This is a genomic window from Streptomyces thermospinosisporus, assembly GCF_039526425.1.
Taxonomy (GTDB): domain Bacteria; phylum Actinomycetota; class Actinomycetes; order Streptomycetales; family Streptomycetaceae; genus Streptomyces; species Streptomyces thermocarboxydovorans.
Genome location: NZ_BAAAIZ010000038.1, coordinates 10,950 through 26,148, shown reverse-complemented (window position 1 = coordinate 26,148; position 15,199 = coordinate 10,950). Strand labels below are relative to the sequence as shown.

The following is a 15,199-nucleotide window of genomic DNA, read 5'->3' as shown; positions in this document are numbered from 1 at the left end:
TGCGTTGCGATCCTCGGCCCGCCCCGGGAGGCGGGCCGCCTGCTGCTCGGATGACTGACGGGTCAGCCGACCGCGCCTTCCATCTGCAGCTCGATCAGCCGGTTGAGCTCCAGGGCGTACTCCATGGGCAGCTCCTTGGCGATCGGCTCGACGAAGCCGCGCACGATCATCGCCATGGCCTCGTCCTCGCTCAGGCCGCGGCTCATCAGGTAGAAGAGCTGGTCCTCGGAGACCTTGGAGACGGTCGCCTCGTGGCCCATGGACACGTCGTCCTCGCGGACGTCCACGTAGGGGTAGGTGTCCGAGCGGGAGATGGTGTCCACGAGCAGCGCGTCGCACAGCACGTTGGACTTGGAGCCCGGGGCGCCCTCGCCGATCTCGATCAGACCGCGGTACGAGGTACGGCCACCGCCGCGCGCCACCGACTTGGAGACGATGTTGGAGGAGGTGTTGGGCGCCATGTGGACCATCTTGGCGCCGGCGTCCTGGTGCTGGCCCTCGCCGGCGAAGGCGATGGACAGCGTCTCGCCCTTGGCGTGCTCGCCCATCAGGTAGACGGCCGGGTACTTCATGGTCACCTTGGAGCCGATGTTGCCGTCGACCCACTCCATGGTCGCGCCCTCGTAGGCGACGGCGCGCTTGGTGACCAGGTTGTAGACGTTGTTCGACCAGTTCTGGATGGTCGTGTACCGGCAGCGGGCGTTCTTCTTGACGATGATCTCGACGACCGCGGAGTGCAGCGAGTCCGACTTGTAGATCGGCGCGGTGCAGCCCTCGACGTAGTGCACATAGGCACCCTCGTCGACGATGATCAGGGTCCGCTCGAACTGGCCCATGTTCTCGGTGTTGATCCGGAAGTAGGCCTGGAGCGGGATCTCCACATGCACGCCCGGGGGCACGTAGATGAAGGAGCCGCCGGACCACACGGCCGTGTTGAGCGCGGCGAACTTGTTGTCACCGGCCGGGATGACCGTGCCGAAGTACTCCTTGAAGAGCTCCGGGTGCTCCTTCAGCGCGGTGTCGGTGTCCAGGAAGATGACGCCCTGCTCCTCCAGGTCCTCGCGGATCTGGTGGTAGACGACCTCCGACTCGTACTGGGCGGCGACACCGGCGACCAGGCGCTTCTTCTCGGCCTCGGGGATGCCCAGCTTGTCGTAGGTGTTCTTGATGTCCTCGGGCAGGTCCTCCCAGGACTCCGCCTGCTTCTCCGTGGAGCGCACGAAGTACTTGATGTTGTCGAAGTCGATGCCCGACAGGTCCGAGCCCCAGTTCGGCATCGGCTTCTTCTCGAACAGCCGCAGGCCCTTGAGACGGAGCTTGGTCATCCACTCCGGCTCGTCCTTCTTCGCGGAGATGTCCCGGACGACCTCCTCGTCCAGGCCGCGACGTGCCGACGCACCGGCGACGTCCCGGTCGGCCCAGCCGTATTCGTACGTGCCCAGGCCCTCCAGCTCAGGGTGGGCAGTCTCCGTGGGGAGAGTCATGCGGGGTTCCTCCCGGCCGTGCTTGCAGATGCGTTCTCAGGGGCGTGTGAAATCTTGGAAGCTTTCGGGACGAACGTCGTGCAGACGCCGTCGCCGTGGGCGATGGTCGCCAGTCGCTGTACGTGCGTACCGAGAAGCTCGGCGAAAAATTCCGTCTCGGCCTCGCACAGTTGCGGGAACTGCTCGGCCACATGGGCGACCGGGCAGTGGTGCTGGCACAGCTGCTCGCCGACCGGTGCGCTGCGCGCGGTGGCAGCGTACCCGTCCGCGCTGAGCGCCTTGGCCAGGGCTTCGGTGCGCTGCTCGGGCGGCACGGACTCGACCGCCTTGCGGTAGCTGTCGCCCTGGGCGGCGATCCGGGCGCGGGCGAAGGCGGAGATCGCCTCGCTGCCGCCCTCCTTCTCGCCGATCCAGCGCAGGGCGTCGACGGCCAGCTTGTCGTACGACTGGTCGAAGGCGTCCCGGCCGCAGTCGGTGAGGGCGAAGACCTTCGCGGGGCGCCCGCGCGAGCGGGTGCCGTACACGCGCCTCTCGCGCGCCTCCACGACGTTGTCGGCGGCCAGCGCGTCCAGGTGCCGGCGGACGGCTGCCTGGGTCAGCCCGAGGCGCCCGGCCAGTTCGGCGACGGTCGACGGCCCGTGGTCCAGGATGGAACGGGCGACCCGGTTGCGGGTGGACCGCTCTCCGGTCGCCAGTTCCTCGTGGGGAGCCTCGCCGACGTTTTTCACAACGCCATTGTTGCGTAATTCCTCGGAGCCCGGCAAGCGCCGCCCTGAGCGCCCGGTGGTGCGCTGCATCACTTAGGCATACCTAATCCGACCTGCGGAAACGATCTTTGATCGATCATGCGCGTCTCCCGGCAGGGGGTCCGGGACGCCATCGGGGTACGACGGCTGCACCTGCTTCCACCTCGCCGAGTACCGCATCCCCTCCCCCTTGGTGAGCCTGGGCCGCCCCGGGCCCGCGGGCGGGGAGACCGAAAAGGCACCGGCCCCGGGCGAGGAGTTCGAACCCCCCGGTCCTGAGCGGGCTCGCGGCTCCCTAGACTCCTGAGTCATGCGAAACGAGCCCGTGGTCCAGGTCCAGGCCCTGGTGAAGCGGTACGGCCCCAAGACCGCGGTGGACGGCCTCGACCTGGTGGCCGGAGAGGGTGTGACCGCCGTGCTCGGCCCCAACGGGGCCGGCAAGACGACCACGGTCGAGACCTGCGAGGGGTACCGGCGGCCGGACTCCGGCACGGTGCGCGTCCTGGGCCTCGACCCGGTCCGGCAGTCCGCCGAGCTGCGGCCGCGCATCGGCGTGATGCTCCAGTCCGGCGGCGTCTACTCCGGCGCCCGGGCCGAGGAGATGCTGCGGCACGTCGCCCGGCTGCACGCGCATCCGCTGGACGTGGACGCGCTGATCGAGCGGCTCGGGCTCGGCTCGTGCGGCCGGACCAGCTACCGGCGGCTCTCCGGCGGGCAGAAGCAGCGGCTCGCGCTGGCGATGGCCGTGGTGGGCCGCCCGGAGCTGGTGTTCCTGGACGAGCCGACCGCCGGTCTGGACCCTCAGGCCCGCCGCGCCACCTGGGATCTCGTGCGGGACCTGCGCGCCGACGGCGTCTCCGTGATCCTCACCACCCACTACATGGACGAGGCCGAGCAGCTCGCCGACGACGTCGCCATCATCGACGGCGGACGGGTCATAGCCCAGGGCTCCCCGGAGGAGCTGTGCAAGGGCGGCGCGGAGAACACCCTGCGCTTCACCGGCCGCCCCGGGCTCGACGTCGGCTCGCTGCTCAAGGCCCTCCCCCCGGACTCCTCGGCCGCCGAGCTGACCCCGGGCTCCTACCGGGTCGTCGGCAAGGTCGACCCGCAGCTGCTGGCCACCGTGACGTCCTGGTGCGCCCAGCACGGGGTGATGCCGGACAGCATCTCGGTGGAGCGGCACACGCTCGAGGACGTCTTTCTGGAGCTCACCGGCAAGGAGCTGCGTTCGTGACCACGACCACCCCCGGCACCTACGCGCCCAAGCCGGGCGCGGCGCCGCTCGGCCGCATGATCGCGGCGCAGGCGGCGCTCGAGACCAAGATGCTGCTGCGCAATGGCGAGCAGCTGCTGCTGACCGTGGTCATCCCCACGCTGCTGCTGGTGCTGTTCAGCACCGTCGACATCGTGGACACCGGCGAGGGCGAGGCGGTCGACTTCCTCGCCCCCGGTGTGCTGGCGCTCGCCGTGATGTCGACCGCGTTCACCGGCCAGGCCATCGCCACCGGCTTCGAGCGGCGGTACGGCGTGCTGAAGCGGCTCGCCTCCTCGCCGCTGCCGCGCTGGGGGCTGATGACCGCCAAGACGGCGTCGGTGCTGGTCACCGAGGTGCTGCAGATCGTGTTGCTGACGGTGATCGCGCTGATGCTGGGATGGTCGCCGCAGGGCAGTCCGCTCGCGGTGCTGATGCTGCTGGTGCTGGGCACCGCCGCCTTCTCCGGGCTCGGGCTGCTGATGGCGGGCACGCTGAAGGCGGAGGCGACGCTCGCCGCCGCCAACCTGGTCTTTCTGCTGCTGCTCGTCGGCGGCGGGGTCGTGGTGCCGCTGGACAAGTTCCCGGACGCCGCGGCGGACGTCCTCGGGCTGCTGCCGATCTCGGCGCTGTCGGAGGGCCTGCGGGACGTGCTCCAGCACGGGGCCGGAGTGCCCTGGGCGGACCTCGGCATCCTCGCCGCCTGGGCGGTCGCCGGACTCGCCGCGGCCGGGACGTTCTTCCGCTGGGAGTAGGGGGCGAGTGCCGGTGACCGCCCCTCGTGAAAGCGTGCACAGCCGCGCCCTACGATGGGACGCGTGCCAAACGTGACCCGCGCCGACGCCCTCGCGGCCCTGCGCAACCCGCTCGCCTTCATCGCCGCCCGCTGGACCCCGCAGCCCCGGACCGTCCGGCGGGCCGCTCTCGCCGCGCTCGTCATGTCGGTGGTCATCGTGGTCACCGGCGGCGCCGTGCGGCTGACCGGCTCCGGCCTGGGCTGCCCGACCTGGCCCAAGTGCACCGAGGACTCGATCCACAACACGGCCGAGATGGGCATCCACGGCTACATCGAGTTCGGCAACCGGCTGCTGACCTATGTGCTGTGCGCCGCCGTCGGCTGGGCGATCGTCGCCGCGCGGGCCGGGAAGCCGCGCCGGCGGAGCCTGACCCGGCTGGGCTGGGCGCAGTTCTGGATCGTCATGGGCAACGCGGTGCTGGGCGGCATCGTGGTGCTGGTCGGTCTGAACCCGTACACGGTCGCGGCGCACTTCCTGCTCTCCTCGGCGCTGATCGCGGTGGCGACCGTGATGTGGCAGCGCACCCGGGAGGGCGACGAGCCGCCCCGGCCGCTGGTGGGCAAGGCCGTGCAGCAGCTGGTGTGGTGCATGGTCGCCGCCTCCGTGGTGCTGATCGCGGTCGGCACGGTGGTCACGGGCGCCGGCCCGCACGCGGGTGACTCCAGCGAGGTCGAGCGGATGCCGCTGGACTGGGAGACGGTCAGCAAGCTGCACGCCGTGCTGGCGTGGATCGTGGTGACGCTGACCTTCGCGCTGTGGTTCGTGCTGAAGGCCGTGGACGCGCCGAAGGGGCCGTCGGTCAGGACGCGGGAGCTGTTCGTGATCCTGCTCGCGCAGGGCGCCATCGGCTATGTGCAGTACTTCACCGAGCTGCCCGAGGTGCTGGTGGGTGCGCACATGTTCGGCTCGTGCGTCATGTGGATCTGGGTGCTGCGGGTGCTGCTGTCGCTGCGGGAGCGGCCCGCGCCGGCCGCCGAGGCGCCCGGCGCCCCGAGCGCTCAGGCGTCGCTCACCAACGCCTGAGCCCCAGCCCCCTGGGCCCGGTCGTCGCCGGCGCCTGAGCCCCGTCGTGATCAGCGCCAGAGCCCCTCGCACAGGGGCGGTCACTCCAGCCCGTACACCCGCCGCGCGTTGTGCTCCGCCAGCATCTGGGCCACCCGTTGCGCGTCGGACAGGGACCAGGCGCCCTCCGCGACCCAGCCGCCCAGCACCCGGCCGAGCGCCTCACGGAACAGCCGGGCGCCCACCACATGCAGCTCGGGCAGCCCCTGAGCGCCGGTCGAGAAGAGGATCTTGCCGAAGGGGGCCAGCTCCAGGCTCTCCGCCAGGACGCTCGCCGCGCGGGCGCCGGTGCGCACCAGGGCGGCGCCGGTGTCGGCGTAGACGTGCGGGAAGACGCCGGCCAGGTGGGCGGCGTGCCGGTGGTACGGGTAGCCGTGCAGCAGCACCAGGTCGGTGCCGAGGCCCGCGGTGGCCCGTACGAAGTCGGTGAGCAGTGCGGGGTCGGCCCGGTCGGTCCGGGCCCCTGGGGCGCCGAGTCCGGCGTGCAGCTGCAGGGGCAGCCCGGTGGCGAGGGCGCTCCACAGCAGGTGCCGCAGCAGCACCGGGTCGGTCAGCTCGTCCCCGGCGCGGCGTGCGGCCAGCCAGCGTCCGGCCGCGCCGCGCACCTCCCCCGGCCCCGGCGGCTCGGGGGCGAGCGCCAGCCCGTGCCGGACACCGGCGACGGAGGTGAGGGCGACGGCGTGCGCGGCGGCACCGTGCACCGACTCGGCGAGGTTGGCGAGGAAGGACTCGACGGTGCCGGAGGTGTCGGCGACCTGCTCCGCGAGCTGCTCCAGACGGACGATCTCGTGCGCCTCGGCGTCACCGGCGGCGGCCAGTTCGGCCGGGTCGGTGAGGTCGCCGGGCGGTGAGGTGTCGACGAGGTAGGTGGTGATGCCGCTGCCCCGCAGCAGGCGGCGGCCGGCCTCCAGGACGCCCAGCTCGCGGCGCCGGGCCAGGTAGAGGGCGGGCGGGCAGTGCGGCTCCAGGCCCAGCAGCGGCGGGCACCAGCGGCGCACGGCGAAGCCGGTCTGGGTGTCGAAGAGGGTGGTGCCGGGAGCGGGCGGCCCCTCGGTGCGGCTCAGCTGGGCCTCGAAGGTGCCCAGGCCCAGCTCCGTCTTCAGGACGCCGTGACAGTACTGGTCCACCAAGGACGGCGTTTCGATCATCCCGGCTCCCGGCACGGCGCTGCGGTTGCCGTGGTCAACGAGCGAGACCGGGTGTGAGTAGCGCGGGAGTTGCGGCGGATGCGCGCCGGGCGCGGTGCGCGCGCACGATGCGGCCTGTCGTGCGCCCGCCCGCGCCCGTCGTCGGGGACTTTCGCCGGTCAGCCGCCGATCTGCAGGCCGGCCATGCGCTTCCACTCGTAGCGGCCGGTCTCCACCCGGGCGGCGAACTCGCCGTCGAAGGACTCGTGGACGGTGATGCCGGCCTTCTTCACCGCCTTCTCGGCGACGTCGTGGGACGGGGCCACCAGGTCGCCCCAGCGGCCGTCCTGGCCGACCAGGACGATGCGGGCGCCGCGTTCGCCGATGTAGGCGATCTGGCCCTCGGCCCCGCCGTGGGCCTTGGCGAAGGTGCTGATCTGCTTGGCGAGCCGGGTCGCCTTCTGCTCGGCCCTGCGGTCCGCCTGCTGCGTGTCTGCCATGGTCAGGATGCTACCGATCGGTAGATCAATAGGCGACGGGCGAGGTCCGTGGCCTTGGCCACTCGCCTCGCCCGGGTGCCTCGCGGCGGTGGGTCAGCGCAGGAAGGGGTCCACCGCCACCGCCACGAAGAGCAGCGAGACGTAGGTGATCGACCAGTGGAACAGGCGCATCTCCTTGAGCTTGGCGCCGGTCACCTCGGCCTTCGCCCGGTTGAGCAGCGCGTGGGCCTCCCACAGCCACCAGCCGCCCGCGGCCAGCGCGACCGCCGTGTAGAACCAGCCGGTGTAGCCGAGCGGCGTCAGCAGCAGGGAAACGGCGACCATGACCCAGCTGTAGAGCACGATCTGCTTGGCGACCGCCTTGTTGGTGGCGATGACCGGCAGCATCGGCACGCCGACCCGGGCGTAGTCGTCCTTCACCTTCATGGACAGCGGCCAGTAGTGCGGCGGCGTCCAGAAGAACATCACCAGGAAGAGGATGACCGGCGCCCAGGAGAGGGAGTCGGTGACCGAGGACCAGCCGATCAGCACCGGCATGCAGCCGGCGATGCCGCCCCAGACGATGTTCTGCGCGGTGCGCCGCTTGAGGATCATCGTGTAGACGACGACGTAGAACAGCAGTGCGCCGAGGGCGAGCCAGGCGGACAGCCAGTTGACGGTCAGTCCGAACAGCAGGGTGGAGACGACCGCCAGGGTGATGCCGAAGACCAGGCACTCGCGCGGGCTGACCATGCCGGTGACGAGCGGGCGCTGGGAGGTGCGGTCCATCAGCGCGTCGATGTCACGGTCGATGTACATGTTCAGCGCGTTGGCGCCGCCCGCGGACAGGTAACCGCCGATGCAGGTCAGCAGCACCAGGTCCAGGTCGGGCACGCCCTGCTGCGCCAGGAACATCACCGGGACGGTGGTGATGAGCAGCAGCTCGATGATCCGCGGCTTGGTCAGTGCCACGAAGCCCATGACACGGGCCCCCAACGGCCGCCGTGCAGGGCTCGGGCTCGTCCCCAGCAGTCCCGCTGGACGGGATTCAACGGCCGTCACGCACACCCCTACAGAGACATCCCAGCGAGCCCTGCCGTGTGAACAGGCGGTAAAGGCTCGCGCGTACCACGCCACTCTAGACGTTGCCCGGACCCCGGCATTCGCGGGGGTCCGGTCGTGTTGGCGGACACCCTCCGAGGTGCTTGTTCGAGCTCGATTGAGCACGCGGGTGAGCGCGCTCGTATTCATCTGCCGAATGCAGGTCCGACCAAGTCAGGAGGCGGATCGCCGGGACGCCCGGCAGTCTGGAATGACCGGAAGAGCGCGTGTCCTACGGGGGTAGGCTCGACACCGCCGGTGGGCCGTCATCGGCATACGAACATGTGGAGAGGAGCCCTGACTCAGGGTGAGCACCAAGCCGACCACCACAGACCTCGAGTGGACCGAGTTGGACCAGCGGGCCGTGGACACCGCCCGCGTCCTGGCCGCCGATGCCGTACAGAAGGTCGGTAACGGCCATCCGGGTACGGCGATGAGCCTGGCGCCTGCCGCGTACACCCTCTTCCAGAAGGTGATGCGGCACGACCCGGCGGACGCCGACTGGGTCGGGCGGGACCGTTTCGTGCTGTCCGCCGGTCACTCGTCCCTGACCCTGTACACCCAGCTGTACCTGGCCGGTTTCGGTCTCGAGCTGGACGATCTGAAGTCCTTCCGCACCTGGGGCTCGAAGACGCCGGGTCACCCGGAGTACGGGCACACGGTCGGTGTGGAGACCACGACCGGCCCGCTGGGCCAGGGTGTGGCGAACGCGGTGGGCATGGCGATGGCCGCCCGTTACGAGCGGGGCCTGTTCGACCCGGACGCGCCCACCGGCGAGTCGCCGTTCGACCACTTCGTGTACTGCATCGCCGGTGACGGCTGCCTGCAGGAGGGCATCAGCGCCGAGGCGTCCTCGATGGCCGGCCACCAGAAGCTGGGCAACCTGATCCTGCTGTGGGACGACAACCACATCTCGATCGAGGGCGACACCGAGACGGCGGTCTCGGAGGACACCGTCAAGCGCTACGAGGCCTACGGCTGGCATGTGCAGCGCGTGCAGCCGAAGGCCAACGGCGACCTGGACCCGGCGGCGATCTACGCGGCGATCCAGGAGGCGAAGAAGGTCACCGACCGGCCGTCGTTCATCGCGATGCGCTCGATCATCGCCTGGCCGGCCCCGCACGCGCAGAACACCGAGGCCGCGCACGGCTCGGCGCTGGGCGAGGAGGAGGTCGCGGCGACCAAGCGGGTGCTGGGCTTCGACCCGGAGAAGACGTTCGAGGTGGCCGACGAGGTCATCGAGCACACCCGCAGGGCGCTGGAGCGCGGGCGGCAGGCCAAGGCCGAGTGGGAGAAGTCGTTCCAGGAGTGGCGCAGCAACAATCCCGAGCGGGCGGCGCTGTTCGACCGGATGGCCGCCGGTGAGCTGCCCAAGGGCTGGGAGGACAGCATCCCGGTGTTCGAGCCGGGCAAGGCGGTCGCCACCCGTGCCGCCTCCGGCAAGGTGCTGCAGGCGCTGGGCGCGGTGATCCCGGAGCTGTGGGGCGGCTCGGCCGACCTGGCCGGCTCCAACAACACCACGATCGACAAGACGTCGTCGTTCCTGCCGGCGGACAATCCGCTGCCGGAGGCCGACCCGTACGGCCGCACCATCCACTTCGGCATCCGCGAGCACGCCATGGCCGCGGAGATGAACGGCATCGCGCTGCACGGCAACACCCGCATCTACGGCGGCACCTTCCTGGTGTTCTCCGACTACATGCGCAACGCGGTGCGGCTGTCGGCGCTGATGCACCTGCCCGTGACCTACGTGTGGACCCACGACTCGATCGGTCTGGGCGAGGACGGCCCGACCCACCAGCCGGTGGAGCACCTGGCGTCGCTGCGCGCCATCCCGGGCCTGAACATCGTGCGCCCGGCGGACGCCAACGAGACGGCGATCGCCTGGCGGGAGATCCTCAAGCGCTGGACCAAGGAGTTCGGCAAGGGCACCCCGCACGGTCTGGCGCTGACCCGGCAGGGTGTGCCGACCTACGAGCCGAACGAGGGCGCGGCGCGCGGCGGCTATGTGATGTTCGAGGCCGAGGGCGGCGAGCCGCAGGTGATCCTGATCGCCACCGGCTCCGAGGTGCATGTGGCGGTCGAGGCGCGCGAGCAGCTCCAGGCGGCCGGTGTGCCCACCCGGGTGGTGTCGATGCCGTCGGTGGAGTGGTTCGAGGAGCAGGACCAGGGGTACCGGGACAGCGTTCTGCCGCCGTCCGTGAAGGCGCGGGTCGCGATCGAGGCCGGGGTCGGACTGACCTGGCACAAGTACGTCGGCGACGCGGGGCGCATCGTCTCCCTGGAGCACTTCGGTGCCTCCGCCGACGGAAAGGTGCTGTTCAAGGAGTACGGCTTCACGGCCGAGAACGTGGCCGCGGCGGCCCGGGAATCGATCGCCGCGGCTCAGCGCTGACGCTCATATACGACACGTAGGAGATGCAATTTCCATGACAGACGCACTCAAGCGCCTCTCCGAGGAAGGCGTCGCGATCTGGCTGGACGACCTGTCGCGCAAGCGGATCACGTCCGGCAACCTGGCCGAGCTGATCGACCAGCAGCACGTAGTGGGCGTCACCACCAACCCGACCATCTTCCAGAAGGCGATCTCCGAGGGCGACGGCTACGACCAGCAGCTCGCCGACCTCGCCGCGCGGAAGGTCACCGTCGAGGAAGCCGTCCGCATGATCACCACGGCGGACGTCCGGGACGCCGCCGACATCCTGCGCCCGGTGTTCGACGCCACCGGCGGCAAGGACGGCCGGGTCTCCATCGAGGTCGACCCCCGCCTGGCGCACAACACCCGGGCGACGGTCGCCGAGGCCAAGCAGCTGGCCTGGCTGGTGGACCGGCCCAACACCCTCATCAAGATCCCGGCCACCCGCGCCGGCCTGCCGGCCATCACCGAGGTCATCGGCCTCGGCATCAGCGTCAATGTCACGCTGATCTTCTCCCTCCAGCGCTACCGCGAGGTCATGGACGCCTACCTGGCGGGCCTGGAGAAGGCCAAGGCCAAGGGCCTGGACCTGTCGAAGATCCACTCCGTGGCGTCGTTCTTCGTCTCCCGCGTGGACACCGAGATCGACAAGCGCCTCGACGCCCTGGACACGGACGAGGCCAAGGCGCTGCGCGGCAAGGCCGCCGTCGCCAACGCCCGTCTGGCCTACCAGGCGTACGAGGAGGTCTTCTCCTCCGACCGCTGGATGGCCCTGGAGCGCGAGGGCGCCAACGCCCAGCGCCCGCTGTGGGCCTCCACCGGCGTGAAGGACAAGGCGTACCGGCCGACCATGTACGTGGACGAGCTGGTCGCGCCCAACACGGTGAACACCATGCCGGAGGCGACCCTGTTCGCCACCGAGGAGCAGGGCCACATCACCGGCAACACCATCGCCGGCACGTACGAGCAGTCCCGCGCCGCCCTCGACGCGATCGAGCGGCTCGGCATCTCCTACGACGAGGTGGTGCAGGTGCTCGAGGACGAGGGTGTCGACAAGTTCGAGGCCTCCTGGAACGACCTGCTGAAGTCGACCGAGGCGGAGCTGGAGCGCCTCGCCCCCTCGGAGGGCTGAAACCTTGTCACCGCTTTCAGGTCCCGGAGCGAACCCGCTGCGTGACCCGGCGGACCGACGGCTCCCGCGCATCGCGGGGCCGTCGGGCCTGGTCATCTTCGGCGTCACGGGCGACCTGTCCCGCAAGAAGCTGATGCCGGCCGTGTACGACCTGGCCAACCGGGGGCTGCTGCCGCCGGGCTTCTCTCTGGTGGGCTTCGCCCGCCGCGAGTGGCAGCACGAGGACTTCGCCCAGGAGGTCCACGACGCGGTCAAGGAGCACGCCCGCACCCCCTTCCGTGAGGAGGTCTGGCAGCAGCTCATCCAGGGCATGCGCTTCGTGCAGGGCACCTTCGACGACGACGAGGCCTTCGAGCGGCTGCGCGAGACCATCGAGGAGCTGGACAAGGCCCAGGGCACGGGCGGCAACTTCGCCTTCTACCTCTCGGTGCCGCCGCGTTCCTTCCCCGTCGTCATCCAGCAGCTGAAGAAGCACGGCCTCGCCGACCAGACGAACGGCTCCTGGCGGCGCGCGGTCATCGAGAAGCCCTTCGGCCACGACCTGAAGTCGGCCGAGGAGCTCAACGCGATCGTGCACGAGGTGTTCGCCCCGGAGCAGGTCTTCCGCATCGACCACTACCTGGGCAAGGAGACCGTCCAGAACATCCTGGCGCTGCGCTTCGCCAACCAGCTGTTCGAACCGATCTGGAACCGGTCCTATGTGGATCATGTCCAGATCACCATGGCCGAGGACATCGGCATCGGCGGCCGGGCCGGCTACTACGACGGCATCGGCGCCGCCCGCGACGTCATCCAGAACCACCTGCTCCAGCTGCTGGCGCTGACCGCGATGGAGGAGCCCGCCTCGTTCGACGCGGATGCGCTCGCCGCGGAGAAGACCAAGGTGCTGGGTGCCGTGCGGCTGCCGAAGGACCTGGGCCGGGACACCGTGCGCGGGCAGTACTCGGCAGGCTGGCAGGGCGGCACCAAGGTGCGCGGCTATCTGGAGGAGGACGGCATCGACCCGGGCTCCAAGACCGACACCTACGCCGCGATCAAGCTGGGCATCGACAACCGCCGCTGGGCGGGCGTCCCCTTCTATCTGCGCACCGGCAAGCGGCTGGGCCGCCGGGTCACCGAGATCGCGGTGGTCTTCCAGCGGGCGCCGCACTCCCCCTTCGACACCACGGCAACCGAGGAGCTCGGGCAGAACGCCATCGTGATCCGCGTCCAGCCGGACGAGGGGGTCACCGTGCGGTTCGGATCGAAGGTGCCGGGCACGTCGATGGAGATCCGGGACGTGTCGATGGACTTCGCCTACGGCGAGTCGTTCACCGAGTCGAGCCCGGAGGCGTACGAGCGGCTGATCCTGGACGTCCTGCTCGGCGACTCGAACCTCTTCCCGCGCACCGAGGAGGTCGAGCTGTCCTGGAAGATCCTCGACCCGATCGAGGAGTACTGGGACCGCCATGGCAAGCCCGCCCAGTACCCGGCCGGTACGTGGGGGCCCGCCGAGGCGGACGAAATGCTCGAGCGAGACGGACGGAGCTGGCGCCGGCCATGAAGATAGACCTCACGGACACCACGGCCAGCAAGATCAACAAGGCGCTGGTGCAGGGCCGCCGCGCCATCGGCACCCCGGCCGTCGGCATGGTGCTGACGCTGGTCATCGTGACGGACGAGGAGAACGCCTACGACGCGCTGAAGGCGGCGAGCGACGCCTCGCACGAGCATCCCTCGCGCACCCTGGTGGTGATCAAGCGCGTCTCCCGCTCGCCGCGCGACCGCACCCAGTCCCGGCTGGACGCCGAGGTGCGGGTGGGGGCGGACGCGGGCACCGGCGAGACGGTGGTGCTGCGGCTGTACGGCGAGGTGATCGACCACGCCCAGTCGGTGGTGCTGCCGCTGCTGCTGCCGGACGCGCCGGTGGTGGTGTGGTGGCCGGTCAACGCGCCGCTGAACCCGGCCGCCGATCCGCTGGGTGCGCTGGCCCAGCGCCGGGTGACCGACACCTACGCCTGCGAGCAGCCGGTGCGGGAGCTCGCGGCCCGCGCGGAGGCCTACACGCCCGGTGACACGGACCTGTCGTGGACCCGGATCACTCCCTGGCGTTCGATGCTGGCCGCCGCCCTGGACCAGGTGAACTGCAAGGTGCTGGGCGTCGAGGTGGAGGGCGAGGAGTTCAACCCGAGCTGCGAGCTGCTGGCGATGTGGCTGGCGGACCGGCTGGACGTGCCGGTGAAGCGGTCGCTGTCCAGCGGGCCCGGGCTGACCGCGGTCCGCATGGACACCGACTGCGGGCCGATCGTGCTCGACCGGGCGGACGGCGCGCTGGCGACGCTGTCCATCCAGGGTCAGCCCAAGCGGGCGGTGGCGCTCAAGCGCCGGGACACCGCGGAGCTGATCGCGGAGGAGCTGCGGCGCCTCGACCCGGACGACACGTACGCCTCGGCGCTGCGCTACGGCGTGGAGCGCCTGAAGACGGCCGGGGACGATTCCCCCTCTCTGTCGCCCTCTCTCTCGGGCGCCGAGCCGCCCAAAGGAGAAGGGGCGGGAGAAGCGACAGGAGAAAGGGCAGGAGAAAGGGCAGGAGAAGGGCCCGGAGAAGGGGCCGGTCAAGGCGGACGGGAAGCGGACGCCGCACCCGTCGAGACGGCTGCGAAAGCTCCCGCGGCCGAGGCGACGGACGAGGCGCCGGTGAAGAAGGCGGCGGCGCAATGAGTCAGGCACCGCAGCTGGTCGTGCACCGCGACAAGGAGCTGATGGCGCAGGCCGCGGCGGCACGGCTGATCACCCGGATCGTCGACGCGCAGAGCTCACGGGGTTCGGCGTCGGTGGTCCTGACCGGCGGGCGCAACGGCAACGGCCTGCTGGCCGCGCTGGCGGCGGCGCCCGCCCGGGACGCGATCGACTGGGGCCGGCTCGATCTGTGGTGGGGCGACGAGCGGTTCCTGCCGGAGGGCGACCCGGAGCGCAACGTCACGCAGGCGCGTGAGGCGTTGCTCGACTCGGTGCCGCTGGATCCGAAGCGGGTGCATGCGATGCCGGCGTCGGACGGGCCGTACGGCAACGATGTGGACGCGGCGGCGGCCGCGTACGCGGAGGAGCTGGCGCGGGCGGCGGGCCCGGAGAACCACGGTCCCGTCCCCACCTTCGACGTCCTGATGCTGGGCGTCGGCCCGGACACGCACGTGGCCTCCCTCTTCCCCGAGCTCCCCGCGGTCCGCGAGACCGAGCGCACGGTGGTAGGCGTCCACGGCGCCCCCAAACCACCCCCCACCCGCATCTCCCTCACCCTCCCGGCCATCCGGTCCGCCCGCGAGGTCTGGCTCCTCGCCGCGGGCGAGGACAAGGCCCAGGCCGCGGCCATCGCCCTCTCCGGCGCGGGTGAGATCCAGGCCCCGGCAGCAGGCGCCCGCGGCAAGACCCGCACCTTGTGGCTCCTGGACGCGGCAGCGGCATCCCAGTTGCCGAGGTCCCTGTACCCCCCGGCGTCACCGTAAGGTTCTCGCCCCCTCCGCCCCTACCCGTTCCCGTCCCCGGGGGGCTCCGCCCCCGGACCCCCACTTCGGGGCTTTCGTCCCGGACGCCACTTGGGGCTGCGCCGTGGCTCCCCGCCTCGGG

The 15,199-nt window shown here is 70.8% G+C and carries 13 protein-coding genes and 1 pseudogene; 9 read left to right on the top strand and 5 right to left on the bottom strand.

Annotated features, from left to right (window positions below):
- Positions 1 to 62: 62 nt before the first annotated feature.
- Together sufB and ABD207_RS14100 are read right to left on the bottom strand one after the other, a co-directional pair.
- Complete coding sequence (gene sufB, locus ABD207_RS14105; RefSeq protein ID WP_344012969.1) at positions 63 to 1,484, bottom strand: Fe-S cluster assembly protein SufB; 1,422 nt, start codon at positions 1,482 to 1,484, stop codon at positions 63 to 65.
- Positions 1,481 to 2,212, bottom strand: coding sequence for an ArsR family transcriptional regulator (locus ABD207_RS14100; protein WP_167991432.1), 732 nt, complete (start codon positions 2,210 to 2,212; stop codon positions 1,481 to 1,483). Before ABD207_RS14100 ends, sufB begins: the two co-directional genes overlap by 4 nt.
- A 151-nt stretch (positions 2,213 to 2,363) precedes the next feature.
- Between ABD207_RS14100 and ABD207_RS14095 the strand changes: the two are divergent.
- The 4 genes and pseudogenes from ABD207_RS14095 to ABD207_RS14080 form a co-directional block, all read left to right on the top strand.
- A pseudogene (locus tag ABD207_RS14095) lies at positions 2,364 to 2,462 on the top strand (AAC(3) family N-acetyltransferase); the annotation flags it as partial.
- A 78-nt stretch (positions 2,463 to 2,540) separates the two neighbouring features.
- Positions 2,541 to 3,464 (top strand): ABC transporter ATP-binding protein, encoded by a 924-nt coding sequence (locus tag ABD207_RS14090; protein ID WP_344012966.1) that lies wholly within the window; start codon positions 2,541 to 2,543, stop codon positions 3,462 to 3,464.
- 56 nt (positions 3,465 to 3,520) lie between these two features.
- A complete protein-coding gene (locus tag ABD207_RS14085; protein WP_344013090.1) occupies positions 3,521 to 4,237 on the top strand; it encodes an ABC transporter permease in 717 nt (238 codons plus the stop codon).
- A gap of 72 nt (positions 4,238 to 4,309) precedes the next feature.
- Positions 4,310 to 5,302, top strand: a complete 993-nt coding sequence (locus tag ABD207_RS14080; RefSeq protein WP_344013089.1) for a COX15/CtaA family protein — start codon at positions 4,310 to 4,312, stop codon at positions 5,300 to 5,302.
- An 80-nt stretch (positions 5,303 to 5,382) separates the two neighbouring features.
- On the opposite strand, the gene ABD207_RS14075 is transcribed toward ABD207_RS14080, so the two are convergent.
- From ABD207_RS14075 to ABD207_RS14065, 3 genes are all read right to left on the bottom strand, one after another.
- Positions 5,383 to 6,489: an amidohydrolase family protein gene (locus ABD207_RS14075; protein ID WP_344012965.1), complete on the bottom strand. Its 1,107-nt coding sequence runs from the start codon at positions 6,487 to 6,489 to the stop codon at positions 5,383 to 5,385.
- Between the two features lie 158 nt (positions 6,490 to 6,647).
- Entirely contained in the window at positions 6,648 to 6,968 is a 321-nt protein-coding gene (locus tag ABD207_RS14070; RefSeq protein ID WP_344012964.1) for a hypothetical protein, read from the bottom strand.
- A gap of 93 nt (positions 6,969 to 7,061) precedes the next feature.
- Positions 7,062 to 8,015 (bottom strand): heme o synthase, encoded by a 954-nt coding sequence (locus ABD207_RS14065; RefSeq protein WP_344012963.1) that lies wholly within the window; start codon positions 8,013 to 8,015, stop codon positions 7,062 to 7,064.
- A 340-nt stretch (positions 8,016 to 8,355) separates the two neighbouring features.
- On the opposite strand from ABD207_RS14065, the gene tkt reads away from it, so the two are divergent.
- Genes tkt through pgl form a run of 5 tightly spaced genes read left to right on the top strand, consistent with a single transcriptional unit; the run spans position 8,356 to position 15,078 of the window.
- Positions 8,356 to 10,443 (top strand): transketolase, encoded by a 2,088-nt coding sequence (gene tkt, locus ABD207_RS14060; protein WP_344012962.1) that lies wholly within the window; start codon positions 8,356 to 8,358, stop codon positions 10,441 to 10,443.
- Between the two features lie 34 nt (positions 10,444 to 10,477).
- A complete protein-coding gene (gene tal / locus ABD207_RS14055; protein ID WP_344012961.1) occupies positions 10,478 to 11,596 on the top strand; it encodes a transaldolase in 1,119 nt (372 codons plus the stop codon).
- A gap of 4 nt (positions 11,597 to 11,600) precedes the next feature.
- Positions 11,601 to 13,139: a glucose-6-phosphate dehydrogenase gene (gene zwf, locus ABD207_RS14050; protein ID WP_344012960.1), complete on the top strand. Its 1,539-nt coding sequence runs from the start codon at positions 11,601 to 11,603 to the stop codon at positions 13,137 to 13,139.
- A complete protein-coding gene (gene opcA, locus ABD207_RS14045) occupies positions 13,136 to 14,296 on the top strand; it encodes a glucose-6-phosphate dehydrogenase assembly protein OpcA (protein ID WP_344012958.1) in 1,161 nt (386 codons plus the stop codon). The genes zwf and opcA overlap by 4 nt, the downstream gene beginning before the upstream one ends.
- On the top strand, positions 14,293 to 15,078 hold the full coding sequence (pgl, locus tag ABD207_RS14040; protein WP_344012957.1) for a 6-phosphogluconolactonase: 786 nt from the start codon (positions 14,293 to 14,295) through the stop codon (positions 15,076 to 15,078). The genes opcA and pgl overlap by 4 nt, the downstream gene beginning before the upstream one ends.
- Positions 15,079 to 15,199: the final 121 nt, after the last annotated feature.